The 20,120-nt window shown below is 70.8% G+C and carries 17 protein-coding genes and 1 pseudogene; 4 read left to right on the forward strand and 14 right to left on the reverse strand.

Annotated features, from left to right (window positions below):
• Together EFK10_RS25110 and EFK10_RS25115 are read left to right on the forward strand one after the other, a co-directional pair.
• Positions 1-305, forward strand: a pseudogene (locus EFK10_RS25110) (hypothetical protein); the annotation flags it as partial.
• Positions 306-356: 51 nt separating this feature from the next.
• On the forward strand, positions 357-1,199 hold the full coding sequence (locus tag EFK10_RS25115) for an ice-binding family protein (RefSeq protein WP_240677455.1): 843 nt from the start codon (positions 357-359) through the stop codon (positions 1,197-1,199).
• Between the two features lie 80 nt (positions 1,200-1,279).
• On the opposite strand, the gene pepN is transcribed toward EFK10_RS25115, so the two are convergent.
• Complete coding sequence (gene pepN / locus EFK10_RS25120; protein WP_127357939.1) at positions 1,280-3,778, reverse strand: aminopeptidase N; 2,499 nt, start codon at positions 3,776-3,778, stop codon at positions 1,280-1,282.
• Positions 3,779-3,897: 119 nt separating this feature from the next.
• Here pepN and EFK10_RS25125 point away from each other — a divergent pair, with 119 nt between their 5' ends.
• Both EFK10_RS25125 and EFK10_RS25130 read left to right on the forward strand, forming a co-directional pair.
• Complete coding sequence (locus EFK10_RS25125) at positions 3,898-4,521, forward strand: class I SAM-dependent methyltransferase (RefSeq protein ID WP_127357940.1); 624 nt, start codon at positions 3,898-3,900, stop codon at positions 4,519-4,521.
• 87 nt (positions 4,522-4,608) lie between these two features.
• Entirely contained in the window at positions 4,609-5,538 is a 930-nt protein-coding gene (locus EFK10_RS25130; protein WP_127357941.1) for a hypothetical protein, read from the forward strand.
• A gap of 28 nt (positions 5,539-5,566) precedes the next feature.
• Here EFK10_RS25130 and EFK10_RS25135 read toward each other — a convergent pair whose 3' ends face one another.
• The 13 genes from EFK10_RS25135 to EFK10_RS25195 all read right to left on the reverse strand — a co-directional run bounded on the left by EFK10_RS25135 (position 5,567) and on the right by EFK10_RS25195 (position 20,097).
• A complete protein-coding gene (locus EFK10_RS25135; RefSeq protein ID WP_127357942.1) occupies positions 5,567-5,749 on the reverse strand; it encodes a hypothetical protein in 183 nt (60 codons plus the stop codon).
• Between the two features lie 110 nt (positions 5,750-5,859).
• Entirely contained in the window at positions 5,860-7,320 is a 1,461-nt protein-coding gene (locus tag EFK10_RS25140; protein WP_127357943.1) for a glutamate synthase subunit beta, read from the reverse strand.
• Positions 7,313-11,902 carry a glutamate synthase large subunit gene (gene gltB, locus EFK10_RS25145; protein ID WP_127357962.1) on the reverse strand — a complete coding sequence of 1,530 codons (4,590 nt, stop codon included), beginning with the start codon at positions 11,900-11,902 and terminating at the stop codon, positions 7,313-7,315. The genes EFK10_RS25140 and gltB overlap by 8 nt, the downstream gene beginning before the upstream one ends.
• Positions 11,903-12,178: 276 nt before the next feature.
• Positions 12,179-12,874, reverse strand: a complete 696-nt coding sequence (locus tag EFK10_RS25150; RefSeq protein ID WP_407647135.1) for a VIT1/CCC1 transporter family protein — start codon at positions 12,872-12,874, stop codon at positions 12,179-12,181.
• A 217-nt stretch (positions 12,875-13,091) separates the two neighbouring features.
• Complete coding sequence (gene lgt, locus EFK10_RS25155) at positions 13,092-14,087, reverse strand: prolipoprotein diacylglyceryl transferase (RefSeq protein ID WP_127357945.1); 996 nt, start codon at positions 14,085-14,087, stop codon at positions 13,092-13,094.
• Between the two features lie 68 nt (positions 14,088-14,155).
• Positions 14,156-15,016, reverse strand: coding sequence for a DsbA family protein (locus EFK10_RS25160; RefSeq protein WP_127357946.1), 861 nt, complete (start codon positions 15,014-15,016; stop codon positions 14,156-14,158).
• A gap of 76 nt (positions 15,017-15,092) precedes the next feature.
• Positions 15,093-15,926, reverse strand: a complete 834-nt coding sequence (trpA, locus tag EFK10_RS25165; RefSeq protein WP_240677452.1) for a tryptophan synthase subunit alpha — start codon at positions 15,924-15,926, stop codon at positions 15,093-15,095.
• A complete protein-coding gene (trpB, locus tag EFK10_RS25170; RefSeq protein WP_127357947.1) occupies positions 15,923-17,161 on the reverse strand; it encodes a tryptophan synthase subunit beta in 1,239 nt (412 codons plus the stop codon). Before trpB ends, trpA begins: the two co-directional genes overlap by 4 nt.
• 122 nt (positions 17,162-17,283) lie before the next feature.
• Positions 17,284-17,493 carry a tryptophan biosynthesis modulator TrpM gene (gene trpM / locus EFK10_RS52775; protein ID WP_127357948.1) on the reverse strand — a complete coding sequence of 70 codons (210 nt, stop codon included), beginning with the start codon at positions 17,491-17,493 and terminating at the stop codon, positions 17,284-17,286.
• 185 nt (positions 17,494-17,678) lie between these two features.
• Entirely contained in the window at positions 17,679-18,488 is an 810-nt protein-coding gene (gene trpC / locus EFK10_RS25180; RefSeq protein ID WP_127357949.1) for an indole-3-glycerol phosphate synthase TrpC, read from the reverse strand.
• Positions 18,489-18,619: 131 nt separating this feature from the next.
• Positions 18,620-19,099 (reverse strand): DUF2752 domain-containing protein, encoded by a 480-nt coding sequence (locus EFK10_RS25185; RefSeq protein WP_127357950.1) that lies wholly within the window; start codon positions 19,097-19,099, stop codon positions 18,620-18,622.
• 21 nt (positions 19,100-19,120) lie between these two features.
• Positions 19,121-19,354, reverse strand: coding sequence for an HGxxPAAW family protein (locus EFK10_RS25190; RefSeq protein ID WP_127357951.1), 234 nt, complete (start codon positions 19,352-19,354; stop codon positions 19,121-19,123).
• A 77-nt stretch (positions 19,355-19,431) separates the two neighbouring features.
• Entirely contained in the window at positions 19,432-20,097 is a 666-nt protein-coding gene (locus EFK10_RS25195; protein ID WP_127357952.1) for a TIGR02234 family membrane protein, read from the reverse strand.
• Positions 20,098-20,120 lie beyond the last annotated feature (23 nt).

Below are 20,120 nucleotides of genomic sequence, written 5' to 3' on the forward strand. Positions count from 1 at the left end.
ACCGCCCCTGCGGGCTGCTTGAGCCGTGTGCCGCGACGAGTGGCAAGCACGGTTCTGAGGAGGGGGGCGCCGGAAAACGGCGCCCCCTATCCGACAACAAGATCCACTACGTGCGGGACACTCTCTGGGACGAAGACCGCTCCCAGATCCGCACTGGCCACGGCCCCGAGAACATGGCCACCTTGCGCAACACCGCTCTCAACCGGTTACGCGCCACCGGCGCCACGAACATGGCCGAAGCCGTCCGTGACCTGTCCTACGAGCCCTTCACCGCCCCACTCGACCTCCTCGGCATCCGCCGATGACCAGCGGAAACGTCAGAGGAATTCAACTTTGCAAGGGCCCTGCAGTCCGACCTGACCTCCGCCTACAACGACGCGGCCGGCCGGGGACCCGGGGTAACCGTTTCGGCCGATCTCGGTGGGACAACGCTGACGCCTGGCGTCTACTCTTCCGGGTCGTCGATGGGACTCACCGGGACGGTCACGCTGGACGCCCAGGGCGACCCCAACGCCGTCTTCATCTTCCGGATGGGCTCGACCTTGACCACGGCGTCGGCGAGCGACGTCAACCTCATCAACGGAGCACAGGCCTGCAACGTCTTCTGGCAGGTGGGCAGCTCCGCCACCCTCGGGACGGGTTCCTCCTTCAGGGGCAACATCCTGGCCCTGACATCCATCACGGTGACCACGGGCGTGGTGATCAGCGGCAGGGTCCTGGCACGTAATGGCGCGGTCACACTGGACACCAACACCATTACGACGGCGGACTGCGCCGCCAGTCAGCTCTCGATCACGGTACCGGCATCGGCGAATCTCAGCAGTGGGACACCTGGGGGAACAATCAGCGGACACCTGGGGTCAGTGACGGTCGACGCCAGCGGTTTTTCCTCCTGGACGGCCACCGTCTCCGCAACGGACTTCACCTCGGGGGGCGGCTCTCCAGCCCGGACCATCCCGAAAAGCAGCGTCTCTCAATGGTCGGGACCAGTAACCGCGCAGACCGGCAGCGGTACCGCCACGCCCGGACAGGTCACGTCGGCGCAGGCACAGAACCTGAGCATCTCCCGAACTGCGTTCAGCCTGCAGTCAGGTGGCCCGGTAACCGGTGTGACGTGGAATCCGACGCTGATCATCTCGGTGCCCGCCTCAGTCCTGGCAGGCGACTACACCGGAACCGTGACGCACTCGGTCCTGTAGTCGGCTGCGCCGCCGGGTGCGGCGCAGCTTCGCAATCGTCCGGGCCGTCGGGCCGCACCCGTGGGCGCGGCCCTGCGCGGCTAGGCCCATATGCCCCGTACACGTAGGGCCCGGGCCAAATCGTCGAGCTGGTCGGCGAGCCTGCGGCGCAGCGCGGGGGTGGGGTCGGCGTCGCGCAGGCATTCCTCGCCGAGGCGGAGGGTGTCGGCGTCGACGGCCGGGACGGGGAAGGCGTAGCGGCCGGCGGCCTCGGCGAGGGCGGGGCCCCGGCGGGCGGCCAGCGCGGTGGCGGCGGGGAAGTAGCGGGGCACGAAGTCCCGTACGAGATCGCGGTGTTCGGGCTGCCAGAAGCCCTGGGCGGTGGCGGTGAAGAGGTAGTTGGACAGGTCGTCGCTGTCGAAGAGGGTGGCCCAGGCCGCCTGCTTGCTCGCCGGGTCGGGGAGGGCGGCCCGACAGCGGGCGGCGCCTTCCTGGCCGGTGGCGCTGGGGTCGCGGGCGAGTTCGGCGTCGATGTCGGCGGCGGTGGCGGCGCCCAGGACGGACAGGCGGAGCAGCAGCCGCCAGCGCAGTTCGGGGTCGACGCGGGGGCCGCCGCTGACGGCCTCCGCGGTGAGCCAGTCGCGGAGTTCGGCGGCGTCGGTGGTGACCGCGATGAGGGTGCGGGCGGCGACCAGCGGGTGGCGGGGCAGCAGTTCGCGCGCGACGGCCTCCAGGGTGGCGAGGGCGGCGGGGCGCTGCTCGTCGGGGAGGTAACGGTCGGCGATCTGGGTGCGGGCGAAGGTGAGTACGCCTTCGATGACGGCGATGTCGGTCTCGTACGGCAGGTGGGCGCGGACGACGTCAAGGTAGGCGGCGGGCTGGGGGCACCTCCCAGCGGAAGCGCTGGGGGCCAGTTCGCCGTCGCGGACCTGGTCGCGGGCGGCGTTCCAGATCACGGCCCGGGACAGGGCGTCGGGCAGGCCGCGCAGCGCGGCGGCGACGGTGGCCCAGGACTGCTCGTCGAAGCGGACCTTGGCGTAGGTGAGGTCGCCGTCGTTGAGCAGCACGAGGTCGGGGCGCGGCCCGGTGAAGTCGATCGGCTCGCCGGGGACGTCGGTGGAGAAGCGGTCGCGGGCCAGCAGCCGCGCCGGGTCGCTGTCCGCCTGGTCGTACAGGCTGACGGTGATGCGGTGCGGGCGGGAGCCGGTGCGGCCGATGGCGAACCGCCAGCCGTCCGCCGTCTCGGTGACCTCGGGGGTGAGGGTGTCGACGCCGGTGGTGCGCAGCCACTGCTCGGCCCAGGTGTGGACGTCGCGGTCGGTGGCGCGGGCGAGGGAGTCCAGGAAGTCGGCGAGGGTGGCGTTGCCGAAGCGGTGGCGGGCGAAGTGGTCGTTGATGCCTGCCAGGAAGTCCTTCTCGCCGAGCCAGGCGACGAGCTGGCGCAGGGCGGAGGCGCCCTTGGCGTACGAGATGCCGTCGAAGTTGGACAGGGCCGAGGCGGTGTCGTGGACGGCCTCGGCGTCGGGGGCGACGGGGTGGGTGGTGGGCCGCTGGTCGGCGTCGTAGCCCCAGCCCTTGCGGGTGACGGCGAAGTCGGTCCAGGTGTCGCTGAAGCCGGTGGCCTCGGACAGCACCTGGAAGCCCATGTACTCGGCGAAGGACTCGTTGAGCCAGATGTCGTCCCACCACTGGAGGGTGACGAGGTCGCCGAACCACATGTGGGCCATCTCGTGGGCGATGACCATGCCCCGGGTCTGGCGCTCGGTGTCGGTGACGGCGGAACGGTAGACGAACTCGTCGCGGAAGGTGACCAGTCCGGGGTTCTCCATGGCGCCGAAGTTGAACTCCGGCACGAAGGCCTGGTCGTAGGAGTCGAAGGGGTACGGCTCCTCGAAGATCTCGTGGTAGCGGTCGAAGCAGCGGCGGGTGATGTCGAACAACTCGTCGGCGTCCGTGTCGAGGTGCGGCGCCAGCGAACGGCGGCAATGCAGGCCGAAGGGCAGCCCGGCGTGCTCGGTGCGCACGGAGTGCCAGGGGCCGGCGGCGATCGCGAGCAGATACGTACTGATCAGCGGGGTCGGGGCGAGCTGCCAGCGGCCTTCGCCGGTGCGCTGCGCGACACCGTTGCCCAGGACGGTCCAGGCGGGCGGGGCGGTGACGCTGACCTCGAAGACGGCCTTCAGGTCCGGCTGGTCGAAGGCGGCGATGACGCTGCGGACGTCCTCCAGGGACATCTGGGTGTAGAGATACGTCTCGCCGTCGGCGGGGTCGGTGAAGCGGTGCATGCCCTCGCCGGTGCGGGAGTAGCGCATGTCGGCCTCGATGCGCAGCTCGTGCGGTCCGGCGGCGAGCCCGGTGAGCGGCAGCCGGTTGTCCTCCAGCGCGGCGGGGTCCAGCTCCCGGCCGTCCAGCACGGCGCGGTGAAGGGCGACGGGCTGTATGTCGACGAAGGTGTCGCCCGCCTCGCGCGCGGTGAAGTGGATCACCGTACTGGAACCGAAGGTCTCGTCACCCCGGTCGAGGTCGAGGTCGATCACATAGCGGTGAACGTCGAGGAACCGGGCTCGGGTCTGCGCTTCGGCGCGCGTCAGTACGGACATACGGCCATGCTGCCGCATGCGCCACGGGCAGCGCACGGGGGTTGGCTGAGGGCTGAAAACGCGAGTCAGGCCTCCGCCCGGAGCCCCGCTGCCCGGCCCTGACCTCACCGCCATACTCGATGCCGCCCGCTCCTACTGCGCGCAGGACGACGCCTCCTACTTCGGCCGACAGCACACGACTCCTGGAGCCGGCCTACCTGCGCGCCACCACCCCCGAAGGGGGTTCCGGCTTCGGCGGCGGCCCGGAGGAGTGGCGGGCCCGCCGCTCGATGATCGCCGAAGCCCTGCACCGGGACGGCACCTTCCTGGACGTCGGCTGCGCGAACGGCCTGCTGATGGAGTCCGTCCGCGCGTGGGCCGCCGAGCGCGGCCGGGCGATGGAGCCGTACGGCATCGACATCGCCCCCGGCCTTGTCGGCTTGGCCCGGCAGCGGCTCCCGCACTGGGCGGACCGGATCGAAACCGGCAAAGCGCTGGACTGGCGGCCGGCGGACGGGCGGCGCTTCACCTTCGTCCATGTCTTGGCCGACTGCGTCCCCCGGGCCCGCCTCGGCGATCTCGTACGCCACACCCTGGCCCTGGTCGAGCCGGGCGGCCGGCTGCTGGTCAGCGTCTACCAGGCGGCCGGCGGCGAGGATGCCTCCGCCGCAGAGCGGCTGGCGGAGGTGGGAATACCGGTCGCCGGATCCGCGACCGGCGACGGGCCGCCGGGTACAGCCACAACGGCGGGGGTCGACGCGTAAGGGCCGGCGGCAGAGAAAGGTTCTGCCAACGGCGTGGCTCGACGCGTAACCTCGGAGGCGACGGAGCCGTCGCCGGGGGAGGCGCAGGTGACCCAACAGGCAGACCCGGGCAGCCCGGCAGCGAACCCGATCGTGCACGGGTTTCCGCACCTCGGGACGATCAGGGCCGCGCTGACGGCGCTGTACAAGCGGATGTCGTCGGACCTGGTGAACAGCTTCCCGGCGAGTGTGCGCCCCGAGGCGGTGGACTTCCCGGCGGACGAGGATCCATTCCTGGGCGCGCAGCGCGTGGCGCAGGTCATGGTGCGGCACTTCCGGCTGCCGGAGGCGCGGATGGTGGTGAGCTTCCGGGACATGGTGCACGCGGGGAATGTGGAGCTGGAGGCGGGCCCGGAGTACTTCATCGAGCTGCACGCGCGCTTCAAGGAGGACCGCCGCGACGTGGGCGCGGCGCTCGCCCATGAGGTGATGCATGTCTTCCTGCACCGCTTGGACCTGGAGTTTCCCGGCACGCGGGACAATGAGATCCTGACCGACACAGCGACGGCCTATCTGGGCGCGGGCTGGCTGCTGCTGGACTCCTACCGCGAGGAGCCGGCCCGGCGTGGGGAGCGGGTCCTGATGTCCGCGTCCAAGCTGGGCTATCTCACGCCCGAGGAGTTCGGCTACGTACTCGCCAAGCGCGCGCTGGCCTTCGGGGACGACATCGAGCCGTGGTTCACCAGCCCGCAGGGCCGTGACGCCTACCGGGCCGGCCTGGCCCTCGCGCAGCAGGACCTGCGCCATCCGCCCCTCCTGGGCAGCGGTTGGGCGGGTCGGCGCCGCTACGCCAAGGACCGGCGGGCCGGCACCGCCCTCCCCTCTGCCGGGTACGTCTTCGAGGGACGGGGGACCGCCGGCCCGCTGCGGGTGTCGTTCCCCTGCCCCACCTGCCATCAGCGGATCCGCGTGCCCGTACGGGGCCGGGTCAGGGCACGCTGCACGCTGTGCTGCACGGTGCTGGAGTGCGACACCTGACAGCGGGCCCTGACCCCCTCGAACGCGGCTACGCGGGCGCGTCCCCGAAGTCCGGGATGTCCAGCCGGACGCCGCCGCGCCGCGCGGACTCGTGCGCGATGATGCCCGGCAGCGTGTAGCGGGCGGCGACGAATATCGGCGCTGGGCGCGCGGCGCGGCGGTGCTGGCCATCCAGGTCCTCGTCCTGGGCCGGACACACGGCTGAACCCACGGCTGACCCCCCCGCACACGCCACGGCGCCCGCCCCCGGTCGGGTGGGGGCGGGCGCCGTGCTTTCGTTCCGTACGCCGTTGTACGGAAACGCTGGTGGTGGTGTCGCTGTCAGACCGTCAGCGGGCGGTCCGTGGGGCGGATCGGGGCCGGCAGGGTGCTGGTGCCGGTGAGGAAGCGATCCACGGCGCGGGCGGCGGACCGGCCCTCGGCGATGGCCCACACGATGAGCGACTGGCCGCGGCCTGCGTCACCGGCGACGAAGACGCCGTCGACGTTGGTCGCGTACGCGCCGTCCCGCGCGATGTTGCCGCGCGCGTCCAGCTCCAGGCCCAGTTGCTCGATCAGGCCGTTCTTCTGGTCGGTGCCGGTGAAGCCCATGGCCAGGGTGACCAGCTCGGCCGGGATGACCTTCTCGGTGCCGGGCTGCGGGACGAAATTCCCGTCCTCGAAGACGACCTCGATCAGATGCAGCGCCTTGACGTTGCCGTCCTCGTCGCCCTCGAACTTCACGGTGTTGACGGCGTAGACCCGCTCGCCGCCCTCCTCATGCGCCGAGGTGACCTTGTACGTCATCGGCATGGTCGGCCAGGGCTGGTGGGCCGGGCGGTCGTCGCTCGGCCGGGGCATGATCTCCAGCTGGGTGACCGAGGCCGCGCCCTGGCGGTGGGCGGTGCCGACGCAGTCCGCGCCGGTGTCGCCGCCGCCGATGACGACCACGTGCTTGCCCTCGGCGGTGACCGGCGGGGTGACGAAGTCGCCCTCCTGCACCTTGTTGGACAGCGGCAGGTACTCCATGGCCTGGTAGATGCCCTTGAGCTCACGCCCCGGCGCCGGCAGGTCGCGCGCCTGCGTGGCACCAGCGGCGATGACCACGGCGTCGTACCGGAGGCGCAGCTTGGCACCGTCGATGTCGGTGCCGACCTGGGCACCGGTACGGAACTTGGTGCCCTCCGCGCGCATCTGCTCGATACGGCGGTTGATGTGCCGCTTCTCCATCTTGAACTCGGGGATGCCGTAGCGCAGCAGGCCGCCTATGCGGTCGGCGCGCTCGTACACCGCGACCGTGTGACCGGCCCGGGTCAGCTGCTGGGCGGCGGCGAGACCGGCCGGGCCGGAGCCGATGACGGCGACGGTCTTGCCGGAGAGGCGCTCCGGGGGCTGCGGGGTGACGTCGCCGCTGTCCCATGCCTTGTCGATGATGGTGACTTCGACGTTCTTGATGGTGACGGCGGGCTGGTTGATGCCCAGCACACACGCCGACTCGCAGGGCGCCGGGCACAGCCGCCCGGTGAACTCCGGGAAGTTGTTCGTGGCGTGCAGCCGCTCGGAGGCGGCCTGCCAGTCCTCGCGGTAGGCGTAGTCGTTCCACTCGGGGATGAGGTTCCCCAGCGGACAGCCGTTGTGGCAGAACGGGATGCCGCAGTCCATGCAGCGGCCGGCCTGCTTGGTGATGATCGGCAGCAGGCCGCCGGGGACGTAGACCTCGTTCCAGTCCTGCTTGCGCTCCTCGACGGGACGGGTCGGGGCCGTCTCGCGGGGCGTGGTGAGGAAGCCCTTCGGGTCAGCCATTTGCCGCCTCCATCATCTTCGCGGTGGTCTCGGACTCGCTGAGTCCGGCCTGCTCGGCGGCGTTCTTGGCGGCGAGCACTGCCTTGTAGTCCCTCGGCATGACCTTGCCGAAGCGGTTGAGGGTGTTCCCCCAGTCGGCGAGGAGCTTCTCGGCCACCGTCGAGCCGGTCTCCTCCTGGTGGCGGCGCACGACGTCGTGCAGCCACTTGATGTCGTCCGCGTCCAGCGCCTCGACGTTCACCATGCCGGGGTTGACGTTGTCCGGGTTCAGGTCGAGGACGTACGCGATGCCGCCGGACATGCCGGCCGCGAAGTTACGTCCCGTCTCGCCCAGCACAACCGCCCGGCCGCCGGTCATGTACTCGCAGCCGTGGTCGCCCACGCCCTCCGAGACGACCGTGGCACCGGAGTTGCGGACGCAGAAGCGCTCGCCCGTGCGGCCGCGCAGGAACAGCTCTCCGCCGGTCGCACCGTACGCGATGGTGTTGCCCGCGATGGTCGAGTACTCGGCGAGGTGGTCGGCGCCCCGGTCCGGGCGGACGATGACGCGGCCGCCGGACAGGCCCTTGCCGACGTAGTCGTTGGCGTCGCCCTCCAGGCGCAGGGTCACGCCCTTGGGGAGGAAGGCACCGAACGACTGGCCGGCCGAGCCGGTGAGGGTGATGTCGATGGTGTCCTCGGGAAGGCCCGCGCCACCGTACTTCTTGGTCACCTCGTGGCCGAGCATGGTGCCGACCGTGCGGTTGACGTTACGCACCTTGACCTGGGCACGGACCGGGTCGCCGTTCTCCAGCGCATCCTTGGCGAGCTCGATCAGCTCGTTGTCCAGCGCCTTCTCCAGGCTGTGGTCCTGCTCGACCGTACGGTGCAGAGCGGCGCCCTCGGGCAGCTCGGGCACGTAGAAGATCGGGGCCAGGTCGAGGCCCTGCGCCTTCCAGTGGTCGATCGCCTGGCTGGTGTCGATCAGCTCGGCGTGGCCGACGGCCTCCTCGAGCGTACGGAAGCCCAGCTCGGCGAGCAGCTCGCGGACCTCCTGCGCGATGAACTCGAAGAAGTTCACCACGTACTCGGCCTTGCCGGAGAAGCGGTCCCGCAGGACCGGGTTCTGGGTGGCGATGCCGACCGGGCAGGTGTCCAGGTGGCAGACGCGCATCATGACGCAGCCGGAGACCACCAGCGGGGCGGTCGCGAAGCCGAACTCCTCGGCGCCCAGCAGGGCGGCGATGACGACGTCGCGGCCGGTCTTGAGCTGGCCGTCGGTCTGGACGACGATGCGGTCGCGCAGGCCGTTGAGCAGCAGCGTCTGCTGGGTCTCGGCCAGGCCGAGCTCCCAGGGACCGCCCGCGTGCTTCAGCGACGTCAGCGGCGAGGCGCCGGTGCCGCCGTCGTGGCCGGAGATCAGTACGACATCGGCGTGGGCCTTGGAGACGCCCGCCGCGACCGTGCCGACGCCGACCTCGGAGACCAGCTTCACGTGGATGCGGGCCGCCGGGTTGGCGTTCTTGAGGTCGTGGATCAGCTGAGCCAGGTCCTCGATGGAGTAGATGTCGTGGTGCGGCGGCGGCGAGATCAGGCCGACGCCCGGCGTGGAGTGCCGGGTCTTGCCGATCCACGGGTAGACCTTGTGGCCGGGCAGCTGGCCGCCCTCGCCGGGCTTGGCGCCCTGGGCCATCTTGATCTGGATGTCGTCCGCGTTGACCAGGTACTCGCTGGTCACGCCGAAGCGGCCGGAGGCGACCTGCTTGATCGCGGAGCGGCGCGCCGGGTCGTACAGCCGGTCGGCGTCCTCGCCGCCCTCGCCGGTGTTGGACTTGCCGCCGAGCTGGTTCATGGCGATGGCCAGCGTCTGGTGCGCCTCCAGCGAGATGGAGCCGTAGGACATGGCACCGGTGGAGAAGCGCTTGACGATCTCGGAGACCGGCTCGACCTCGTCGATGGAGATCGGCTCGCGCGCCGTGTCTTCGGGGTTCTTGAACTTGAACAGGCCGCGCAGCGTCATCAGGCGCTCGGCCTGCTCGTCGACGCGCCGGGTGTACTGCTTGAAGATGTCGTAGCGGCGCGAGCGCGTGGAGTGCTGCAGCCGGAAGACGGTGTCGGGGTCGAACAGGTGCGGCTCGCCCTCGCGGCGCCACTGGTACTCGCCGCCGATCTCCAGCCGGCGGTGCGCGGCGGGGATGCCGGAGGCCGGGTAGGCCTTGGCGTGCCGGGCGGCGGCCTCCTGGGCGATGACGTCGAGACCGGCGCCGCCGATCTTGGTGTCGGTGCCGTGGAAGTACGTGTCGACGAACTCGGCCTCCAGGCCGATGGCCTCGAAGACCTGCGCGCCACGGTAGGAGGCGACGGTGGAGATGCCCATCTTGGACATCACCTTCAGGACGCCCTTGCCGAGCGCCTTGATCAGGTTCTTCAGCGCCACCTCGGGCTCGATGCCCTGAAGGAACGTTCCGGCGCGCAGCAGGTCCTCGACCGACTCCATCGCCAGGTACGGGTTCACGGCGGCGGCGCCGTAGCCGATCAGCAGCGCGACATGGTGCACCTCGCGGACGTCGCCGGCCTCGACGATCAGGCCGACCTGGGTGCGCTGCTTGGTGCGGATCAGGTGGTGGTGGACCGCCGAGGTGAGCAGCAGCGACGGGATCGGCGCGTGCTCGGCGTCGGAGTGCCGGTCGGACAGCACGATGAGGCGGGCGCCGTCCTCTATGGCGGCGTCGGCCTCGGCGCAGATCTCCGCCAGGCGGGTGGCCAGTGCCTCGCCGCCGCCGGAGACCCGGTAGAGGCCGGACAGGGTCGCGGCCTTCAGGCCCGGCAGGTCGCCGTCGGCGTTGATGTGGATGAGCTTGGCCAGCTCGTCATTGTCGATCACCGGGAAGGGCAGGGTGATGTTGCGACAGGATGCCGGGGAGGGCTCCAGCAGGTTGCCGGACGGGCCGACCGCGCTGATCAGCGAGGTGACCAGCTCCTCGCGGATGGCGTCCAGCGGCGGGTTGGTGACCTGCGCGAACAGCTGGGTGAAGTAGTCGAAGAGCAGCCGGGGGCGGGACGACAGTGCCGCGATCGGCGAGTCGGTGCCCATGGAGCCCAGCGGCTCGCCGCCGGTCTTGGCCATCGGCGCGAGGATGACACGCAGCTCTTCCTCGGTGTAGCCGAAGGTCTGCTGGCGGCGGGTGACCGAGGCGTGGGTGTGCACGATGTGCTCACGCTCGGGCAGGTCGTTGAGGTGGATCAGGCCGCCGTCCAGCCACTCCTTGTACGGGTTCTCGGCCGCGAGCGTGGCCTTGATCTCGCTGTCCTCGATGATCCGGTGCTCTGCGGTGTCGACCAGGAACATGTGGCCGGGCTGCAGGCGGCCCTTGCGGACCACCTTCTCCGGGGCGATGTCCAGCACGCCGGACTCGGACGCGAGCACGACCAGGCCGTCGTCGGTGACCCAGTAGCGGCCGGGGCGCAGACCGTTGCGGTCCAGGACCGCGCCGACCTGGGTGCCGTCGGTGAAGGTGACGCAGGCCGGGCCGTCCCAGGGCTCGATCAGCGTGGAGTGGTACTGGTAGAAGGCGCGGCGGGCCGGATCCATCGAGGTGTGGTTCTCCCACGCCTCGGGGATCATCATCAGCACGCTGTGCGGCAGCGAGCGGCCACCGAGGTGCAGCAGCTCCAGCACCTCGTCGAAGGTCGCGGTGTCCGAGGCACCCGGGGTGCAGATCGGGAAGACCCGCTCCAGGTCCCCGCCGAAGAGCTCGGAGGCCAGCTGGGACTCGCGGGCCCGCATCCAGTTGCGGTTGCCCTTGACGGTGTTGATCTCACCGTTGTGCGCCACGAACCGGTACGGGTGGGCCAGCGGCCAGCTCGGGAAGGTGTTGGTGGAGAAGCGGGAGTGAACCAGCGCGATCGCGGTGGCGATCCGGCGGTCGGACAGGTCCGGGAAGAACGGCTCCAGCTGCCCGGTGGTCAGCATGCCCTTGTAGACGATCGTACGAGCCGAGAGCGACGGGAAGTACACGTCGGCCTCGCGCTCGGCGCGCTTGCGCAGCACGAAGGCGGGCCTGTCAAGATCGATCCCCGCCTTCTGCGAGCTCTCCGCGTCGGTGACGAAGAGTTGGGAGAAGTAGGGCATCGTCGTGCGCGAGGTGGCGCCCAGCAACTCGGGGGCGACCGGCACCTCGCGCCAGCCGAGGACCGTCAGGCCCTCTTCTGCGGCGATCCGCTCGATCGACTCGACGGCCTTCGTACGGTCCTCTTCCTCGACCGGGAGGAAGGCGATGCCGACGGCGTAGTGGCCGGCGGCGGGGAGCTCGAATCCCGCGGCTTCGCGCAGGAAGGCGTCCGGGACCTGCAGCAGGATGCCGGCGCCGTCGCCGGAATCGGGCTCGGCGCCGGTGGCGCCGCGGTGCTCCAGGTTGCGCAGTACGGTGAGCGCCTGCTCGACAAGCGCGTGGTCAGCCTCGCCGGTGAGGGTGGCCACGAAGCCGACGCCACAGGCGTCGTGCTCATTGCGCGGGTCGTACAGCCCCTGCGGGGCGGGGCGCCCATCCATGTGGGCCCAGCCGGAGCCGGTGGGCTCGGGCTGCGTGGACGCGGAACGCATCGGCTCTCCCGTCGTCGTCATTCGGCATATGTCATGCGCATCCGGGACGACGTTGGCCCTCTGCGATTTCGTGCAGGTTACATGATGGCCGGATGGCCGAAAAGTGGATAGTCCGCTTCCATCATGTGGACAGAAAGGCGCTACGAGCAGGCAGTATGCGGCCGGCGTCGCTCCCGTTGAGACGCGGGCGGCTCTGCCCGCGGCGCCACAAGGAGATGCCCCCTGTTGGCCGGGCTGAAACGCGCGGGTAACAAGAGGCTTGTGGCCTGGCAACCGCTAGCGGACTGCGTTACCGAACAAAGCGCCCAGAACGAAGGTAACCCCTGCGGCCGCGCCACCCAAGACCAGCTGCCGGAGCCCGCTGAAGGACCACGAGCGGGCGGTGACCTTGGACACCGCGGCGCCGCACGCGAACAGCCCGGTGAAGGCGACGATCAGCGCGGGCCAGAGGGCCGTCGCGCCCAGGAGGTACGGCAGCACCGGCAGCAGCGCGCCGATCGCGAAGGACGCGAAGGACGAACCGGCCGCGACCAGCGGCGACGGCAGATCGGTCGGGTCGATGCCCAGCTCTTCCCGGGCGTGTATCTCCAGCGCCTGCTCCGGGTCCACGGACATCTGCCGCGCCACCTCGTGCGCGAGCTCCGGGTCGACGCCGCGCGACACGTAGAGCGACGCGAGCTCCCGCAGCTCGTCCTGCGGGTTACGGCTCAGCTCCAGCCGTTCGAGAGCGACTTCCGCCTCAACCAGCTCCCGCTGGGAGGCCACGGAGGTGTACTCTCCCGCCGCCATCGAGAACGCACCGCCGGCCAGCCCGGCCAGCCCGGTGATCACGATCATGTGCGGCGACACCGCGCCGCCCGCCACACCGGTGATCAGCGCCAGGTTCGACACCAGGCCGTCCATCGCCCCGAACACGGCGGGCCGCAGCCAGCCACCGTTCACATCCCGGTGCTCGTGATGAATCACGTGCATGGGGGCAGCGCCTGAGTCCGTCTCGAAAGCCAACGACGACATGGCGCACTTCTCCCTCCGGCCGAGGCTGATGCCTCAGTTCCTTCCGATGAACAGCACGACCGTACGCTGCCGTTCCCTTCGTTTCCAGCAAGGAAAGCCTGCCTAACCTGCGAAAACGCGCAACGAAACGGCCGCCGCACCCGGAGGGTGCGGCGGCCGTGGGATGTGCGGGCCGTCAGGACTTCTTGGCCTCTTCGGCGGGGGCCTTGGACTCGGCCTCCGCCTCGTCGTCCGGCGCCTCGTCCGCCGCGACAGCGGGCTCCGCGTCCTCGGCGGCGGCTTCGACCTCGGGATCGTCGGCCGCGGCCTCGCCGGCCTCCGGGTCAGCCGCGGCGTCAGCCGCGACCGCGGCTGGCTCCACGATCTCCTCCCGGCCGGGGTGCCGCTTCGCCGAGATGACGAAGTACACGACAGCGCCGATGAAGACGACGATCGCCGTCCAGTCGTTGAGCCGCATGCCCAGGATGTGGTGGGCGTCGTCGACCCGCAGCGACTCGATCCAGAACCGGCCGACCGTGTACGCGGCGACGTACAACGCGAAGGCCCGCCCGTGGCCGAGCTTGAAGCGCCGGTCTGCCCAGATCACCAGGAAGGCGGCGCCGACGCACCACAGTGACTCGTAGAGGAAGGTCGGGTGGTACGTGGCGATGTCGGGGGTGTCGACGGGCCGGTGCGCGGGGTCGATCTTGAGCGCCCAGGGCAGAGTGGTCGGCCGGCCGTAGAGCTCCTGGTTGAACCAGTTGCCCCAGCGGCCGAAGGCCTGGGCGATGGCAAGACCGGGGGCCAGCGCGTCCGCCCACGCGGGGAGGGGGATGCCGCGGCGGCGGCAGCCGATCCAGGCGCCGAGGGCGCCGAGGGTGACAGCGCCCCAGATGCCGAGACCGCCCTCCCAGATCTTGAAGGCGTTGACCCAGTTCTTGCCGGCGCCGAAGTAGAGCTCGTAATCCGTGATCACGTGGTAGAGACGGCCACCGACCAAGCCGAACGGCACCGCCCATACGGCGATGTCCGCGACCGTGGTCTTCTGTCCGCCGCGGGCGGCCCAGCGCCTGCCGCCGATCCAGACGGCCGCGAAGACGCCGATGATGATGCAGAACGCGTAGCCGCGCAGCGGAATCGGGCCCAGGTAGAGCACTCCGCGCGACGGACTGGGGATGAATGCGAGTTCCATGGCAAAGTCCGACGCTACCTTGCCGGGCGGGCGCGCGGGCACCCGCCCGGCAACGGCTGGATAACGCCTCAGCCTGAGGCGGACGCAGAGGCGGATGCGCTGGGTGAGACGGATGTGCTCGGCGTGACGGTGGGCGTCGCCGTGCCTGCCTTCTTGCCCTTGTTGGCGGCCGCCACCATCTGCTTGAGCTTGTCCGGGGTCAGCGGGTTCTTCGGGTCCGCGTAGATGCTCTTGCCGTTCAGCAGCACGGTCGGCGTGGAGTTGTAGCCGGACTTGCCGAAATCGGCGTTGGCCGCCTTGATCCAGGCGTCGTACGTCCCGTTGTTCACGCAGGCCGTGAAGGCGGGGTTGGTCAGGCCGGGCACCTTGGCGGCCAGCTGCAGCAGGTAGGGCTTCTGGGCGAACTTGTCGCTGGTCTCCGGCGGCTGGTTCTCGTACAGGACGTCGTGGAAGTCCCGGAACTTGTTCTGGTCCTGTGCGCACGCCGCCGCGTTGCCGGCGATGAGGGAGCCGGTGCCGCCCAGATTGGTGTCGATGATGCGGACGATGTGATAGTCGACCTTCATCTGCCCCGAGTCCTGCAGGCTGTGGATGGTGTCGCGGTAGGTCTTCTCGAACTGGCCGCACGCCGGACAGCGGAAGTCCTCGTAGACGGTCAGGGTGGACGGCGCGTCGGTCGCGCCGGTGGGGATCACGAGCTTGTTGGTGCCGGTGGCACCAACAGGGGCCGCGGCGGGCGTCCCGGAGCCGCCGCCGCTGTTGTTGTTGGCGACCACCATGCCGATCACGGCGGCGATCGCCAGGACGGCCACGACACTGCCGCCGACGATCAGCCCCCGCTTGCGCTTCTGGCGCGCCTTGTCCATTTCACGCTGTTCCTGCAGCCGCTCGCGGGCGGTGCGCTTGCCTTCACGGTTCTTCTCGCTCACGCCCCTGCACAACGAACCGGGGGCACGCATCCGCGTACCCCCGGCCCGTATTTCGCCCATATGAGCTATGCGTGAGCTACGAGCGGCTGCGTACGCCCTTCGCCAGGTCCGCCGCCAGCTCGCGCACGCCCACCAGCCCCGCGGCCTCGTCCGGCGCGTCCAGCATCCGTTTGACGAAGGCCGAGCCGACGATGACGCCGTCGGCGAAGGCGGCGACCTCTGCGGCCTGCTCCGCGTTGGAGACGCCGAGGCCGACGCAGACCGGCAGGTCGGCGGTGGCGGCCCGAGTGCGGCGGACCAGGTCGGAGGCCTGCGCGCCGACGCTCTCGCGGGTGCCGGTAACCCCCATCAGCGAGGCGGCGTAGACAAAGCCGGACCCGGCCGCCGTGATCTTGGCCAGGCGCTCGTCCTTGCTGCTCGGCGCGACCACGAAGACCGTGGCCAGGCCGTGCTGCTCGGCGGCCTTGCGCCACACCTCGGACTCCTCGACCGGCAGGTCGGGCAGGATGCAGCCCGCGCCGCCCGCCTCGGCCACCCCGGCGGCGAACCGCTCGGCGCCGTAGCGGTCGACCGGGTTCCAGTACGTCATGACCAGGATCGGCGCCCCGGTCGCGGCGTGCGCCTCGCGGACCGTACGCAGCACGTCAGCGATCCGTACGCCGCCACGCAGGGCGATGTCGTCGGCGGTCTGGATGACCGGGCCGTCCAGCACCGGGTCGCTGTGCGGCAGGCCGACCTCGACGATGTCAGCGCCGCCCTCCAGGGCCGCCTTGACGGCCGCGATGCCGCCGTCGACGGTCGGGAAGCCGGCCGGGAGGTAGGCGATCAGGGCGGCGCGGTTCTCGGCCCTGGCGGTGGCCAGGGTCTTGTTCAGCAGCTCGATGTTGCCAATTTTTCCGTTGGCGCTCACTTGCCCGCCCCCTCGTCGTACAGCCCGAAGTAGCGGGCCGCCGTGTCCATGTCCTTGTCGCCGCGCCCGGAGAGGTTGACCAGCAGCAGGCCATCCGGACCCAGCTCGCGGCCGACGTCAAGGGCGCCCGCGAGGGCGTGCGCGCTCTCGATCGCCGGGATGATGCCCTCGGTCACGGACAGCAGCCGCAGCGCCTGCATCGCCTCGTCGTCGGTGACCGGGCGGTACTCGGCGCGGCCGCTGTCCTTGAGGTACGCGTGCTCGGGGCCGATGCCCGGGTAGTCCAGGCCCGCCGAGATCGAGTACGGCTCGGTGATCTGTCCCTCGTCGTCCTGGAGGACGTACGAGCGCGAGCCGTGCAGGATGCCGGGCTCGCCGGCCGTCAGGGTCGCGGCGTGCTCGCCGGACGAGACGCCGTGGCCGGCCGCCTCCAGGCCGATCAGGCGGACCTTCTCGTCGGGGATGAAGGTGTGGAACAGGCCGATCGCGTTCGACCCGCCGCCGACGCAGGCCGCGACCGCGTCCGGGAGGCGGCCGACCCGCTCAAGGATCTGGCGGCGTGCCTCGACGCCGATGACGCGGTGGAAGTCCCGGACCATCGCCGGGAAGGGGTGCGGGCCGGCGACGGTACCGAAGAGGTAGTGCGTGCGCTCGACATTGGCGACCCAGTCGCGGAACGCCTCGTTGATCGCGTCCTTGAGGGTGCGGCTGCCGGACTTCACGGCGATGACCTCGGCGCCGAGGATCCGCATCCGGGCCACGTTGAGCGCCTGGCGCTGGGTGTCGATCTCGCCCATGTAGATCGTGCACTCCAGGCCGAACAGCGCGCAGGCGGTGGCCGTGGCCACGCCGTGCTGCCCGGCGCCGGTCTCGGCGATCACCCGGGTCTTGCCCATGCGCTTGGTGAGCAGCGCCTGACCCAGCACATTGTTGATCTTGTGCGAGCCGGTGTGGTTCAGGTCCTCCCGCTTGAGGAAGACCCGCGCCCCGCCGGCGTGCTCCGCGAACCGCGGCACCTCGGTGAGCGCGCTGGGCCGCCCCGTGTAGTTGACCAGCAGGTCGTTCAGCTCGGCGGCGAACGCCGGGTCGGTCTTGGCCTTCTCGTACTCGGCCGCCACCTCGTCCACGGCGGCGACCAGCGCCTCCGGGATGAACTTGCCGCCGAACGCGCCGAAATAGCCCTCCGCGCTGGGGATCAGGCCCTCTGGGTCGGGAATGAAGAAGTCATCGGACATGACGGTTGTGGCTCCTCGCGTCCTTTTACGGATGAACGGTACGTATCGCTGGTCCGCGACGTTCTCGCCTGCCCGCGCGCACGGCATCGAAGCCTCTCCGGGACCGGGAGGATCTCAGCGGCTCAGCACGCAGCGGTGGGCGTCACGGGGCCATGACGCCATCGGCGACCGTTCACCTGGCCCGGCTCGCAGCCGATCACATACCGCACCCGCCGGCCCAGCACGCGCCTGGCCGGCGCGCGGCAACCGCGCGGGCGGCAACCGCGGCGCAGTCGCGCGTACGCGTCCGGGCTGGAGGGCCCGGCGGCGAGGGACAGGGGCATGACGGTCATCCTACCGGGTGGCCCGGAGATTTCACGCCGCCGAGCCGGGTAGGCGCTGATCCGCGAAACCGACGCGTCCGACGGCTTTGACGAGACCTACGAGCCCGACGAGGCAAGGGAGCGGAGCTGTGGAGCGACATGATCTGCTCGGCGTCTACCTCAACGACCATCTGGCCGGCGCCACAGCCCCTGAGTCAGCCGCGGCCGTGGCGCAGCGCCGGGTGGGCGCCCGCCGCCACGAGGTCGGCGACCGAGGCCTTGGGGTCGCGGCCGGTGACCAGGGACTCGCCGACCAGGACGGCGTCGGCGCCGTCGTTGGCGTACGCGATGAGGTCGTGCGGGCCGCGGACGCCGGACTCGGCGATCTTGACGACGTGGTCGGGGATCTCGGGGGCGACGCGCGCGAAGTTCCCGCGGTCGACTTCGAGGGTCTTGAGGTTACGCGCGTTGACGCCGATGATGCGCGCTCCGGCATCCACCGCGCGGGCGACCTCTTCCTCGTCGTGGACCTCGACGAGCGGGGTGAGCCCGATCGACTCGGCCCGCTCGATCAGCGAGACCAGCGCGTCCTGCTCCAGCGCCGAGACGATCAGCAGCGCGAGGTCCGCGCCGTGTGCCCGGGCCTCCCAGAGTTGATAGGCGGTGACGATGAAGTCCTTGCGGAGCACCGGGATGTCGACCTTGGCGCGGACCGCGTCGAGGTCGGCGAGGGAGCCGCCGAACTTGCGCTGCTCGGTGAGCACGCTGATGACAGCGGCGCCCCCGGCCTCGTAGTCCGCGGCGAGTCCGGCCGGGTCGGCGATCGCGGCGAGCGCGCCCTTGGAGGGGCTGGAGCGCTTCACCTCGCAGATGACCTTGACGCTGTCGCCACGCAGGGCGGCGACGCCGTCCTTGGCCTCGGGGGCCTTGGCCGCGAGCTCCTTGAGCTCGTCGAGGGAGACCTGTGCCTGCCGCTCGGCGAGGTCTTCGCGGACTCCGTCGATGATCTCGTCGAGCACACTCACGCGAGCGGTCCCCTTCCATGAGCGAAATGATCAAGCCAGTGAATGAGATGTTCCACCAGCACTGCGATGGTAACCGGCGGGGCGCGGAGGACTCGCATCCGGCCGGACGTATGCCCACTACGTGGACATATCTACGGCGCCAAGGCCGCCCCCACCGGCAGGTTCCGGACAATCGTGAAAGCGATCACCACCGCCGCCACACCCCACACATACGCCGGTCTCAGCGGCACCTCGAACGGTCGCCCCCGGGCCGTACGAGACGCCCACACCACCCAGAAGACGGCGAAGGCCGCGTAGCCGGCGACCGCCAGCGCGTTGAGCCCCAGCGCCTCGCCGAAGTGGCCGTGCGCGACGGCGTAGGCGCTGCGCAGGCCCCCGCAGCCGGGGCAGTAGATGCCGGTGTACTTCAGCAGCGGGCACACCGGGTAGTGCCCGGGCGTGTTCGGGTCGACCGTCGCGACATAGCCGAAGGCGGCGACCACCCCGCCCAGCACGCCGAGGGGCGCGGCGAGGCGCCGCAGGGTGGGGGCCGGGGTGGCGGGAGCGTCGGTCACGGGGGGATTGTCCCCCGGAAAGGGCGGATGGCGCAGCCCCGTCGTGGGCCGCGCCATCCGTCATGCTCCCGAGCCGGCTCAGCCGTGCTGGTCGGCCGTACGCCCGGAGGACGAGGACTTGGTGTCCTTGCCGAGGCCCGCGGCCCGCATGGCCAGGCCGACGACGCCGCCGAGCGCGGCCACGGCGAGGCCGGCGAACATGCCCAGCGGGTTGGCCAGGACCACAAAAGCACCCGCGATGCAGAAGCCAATGAAGGCGATGGTCACGCCGGTCCAGGCGGCAGGGGTGTGTCCGTGGCTGTTGCCCGCCATGAGTGCTCCCAAGTCGTTCTACGAGTTCTGAGGCTCTGAGGGTTCAGAAGGTCGGCACCATTGTTCCCTAGACCGGGTCAGACCGCGTCACCGGCCTCGGTGGGGTCCTCCCCCCGGTCCAGGGCCTTCCACAGGTCCTCGGGCCGGTCGGGGTCGACCACGGCCGCACGCTGCTTACGGGGCCGGGGCTCGGCCCCGGCCCGGTCGTACCGGTTGGACATCCCCGGCCAGGCCCGGCCGCGTACGAGCGCGATGATCCCGGCGGCCAGCAGCAGCGCCCCACCGACGGCGGCGACCAGCGGCCAGGCAGTGGTGCTGCTCGAGCTCACCGAGCTGTGGGCCACGGCGGTGGCCGTCGAGGCGGCCGCGTCCAGCGCGGAGGTGTCGCTCAGGGCCAGCAGCGCGGCGGCCACCGCGCCTGCCCCGCTCAGCGCCAGCAGCCCCGCCACGATCACCCGGCCCGCACCACGCACCGCGAACACCGCGACCAGCGCGGCCAGCCCCACCAGCGCCAGCGCGCCCGGCAGAGCCGTCACCTCGCTCCCGGAGGCGCTGACCCGCACACTACCGCCCGCGAAGGCGGCGGTGCCGTGCATCCACGTCTTCCCCGCCGCGAGCAGCAGCACCGAGGCGCCGATGACACCGAGCAGCAGCCCCACAGCCAGGCTCCGCCGGCCACCACCGCCCCGGGCGGCGGGCGTTACGGCGGCTTCAGCGGCTTCGGCGGTACTGGGCTCGGTCACGGCAGTCACCCCACCACTATCGC

Origin of the sequence: Streptomyces soli, from assembly GCF_003999195.1 — a bacterium.
GTDB lineage: Bacteria > Actinomycetota > Actinomycetes > Streptomycetales > Streptomycetaceae > Actinacidiphila > Actinacidiphila soli.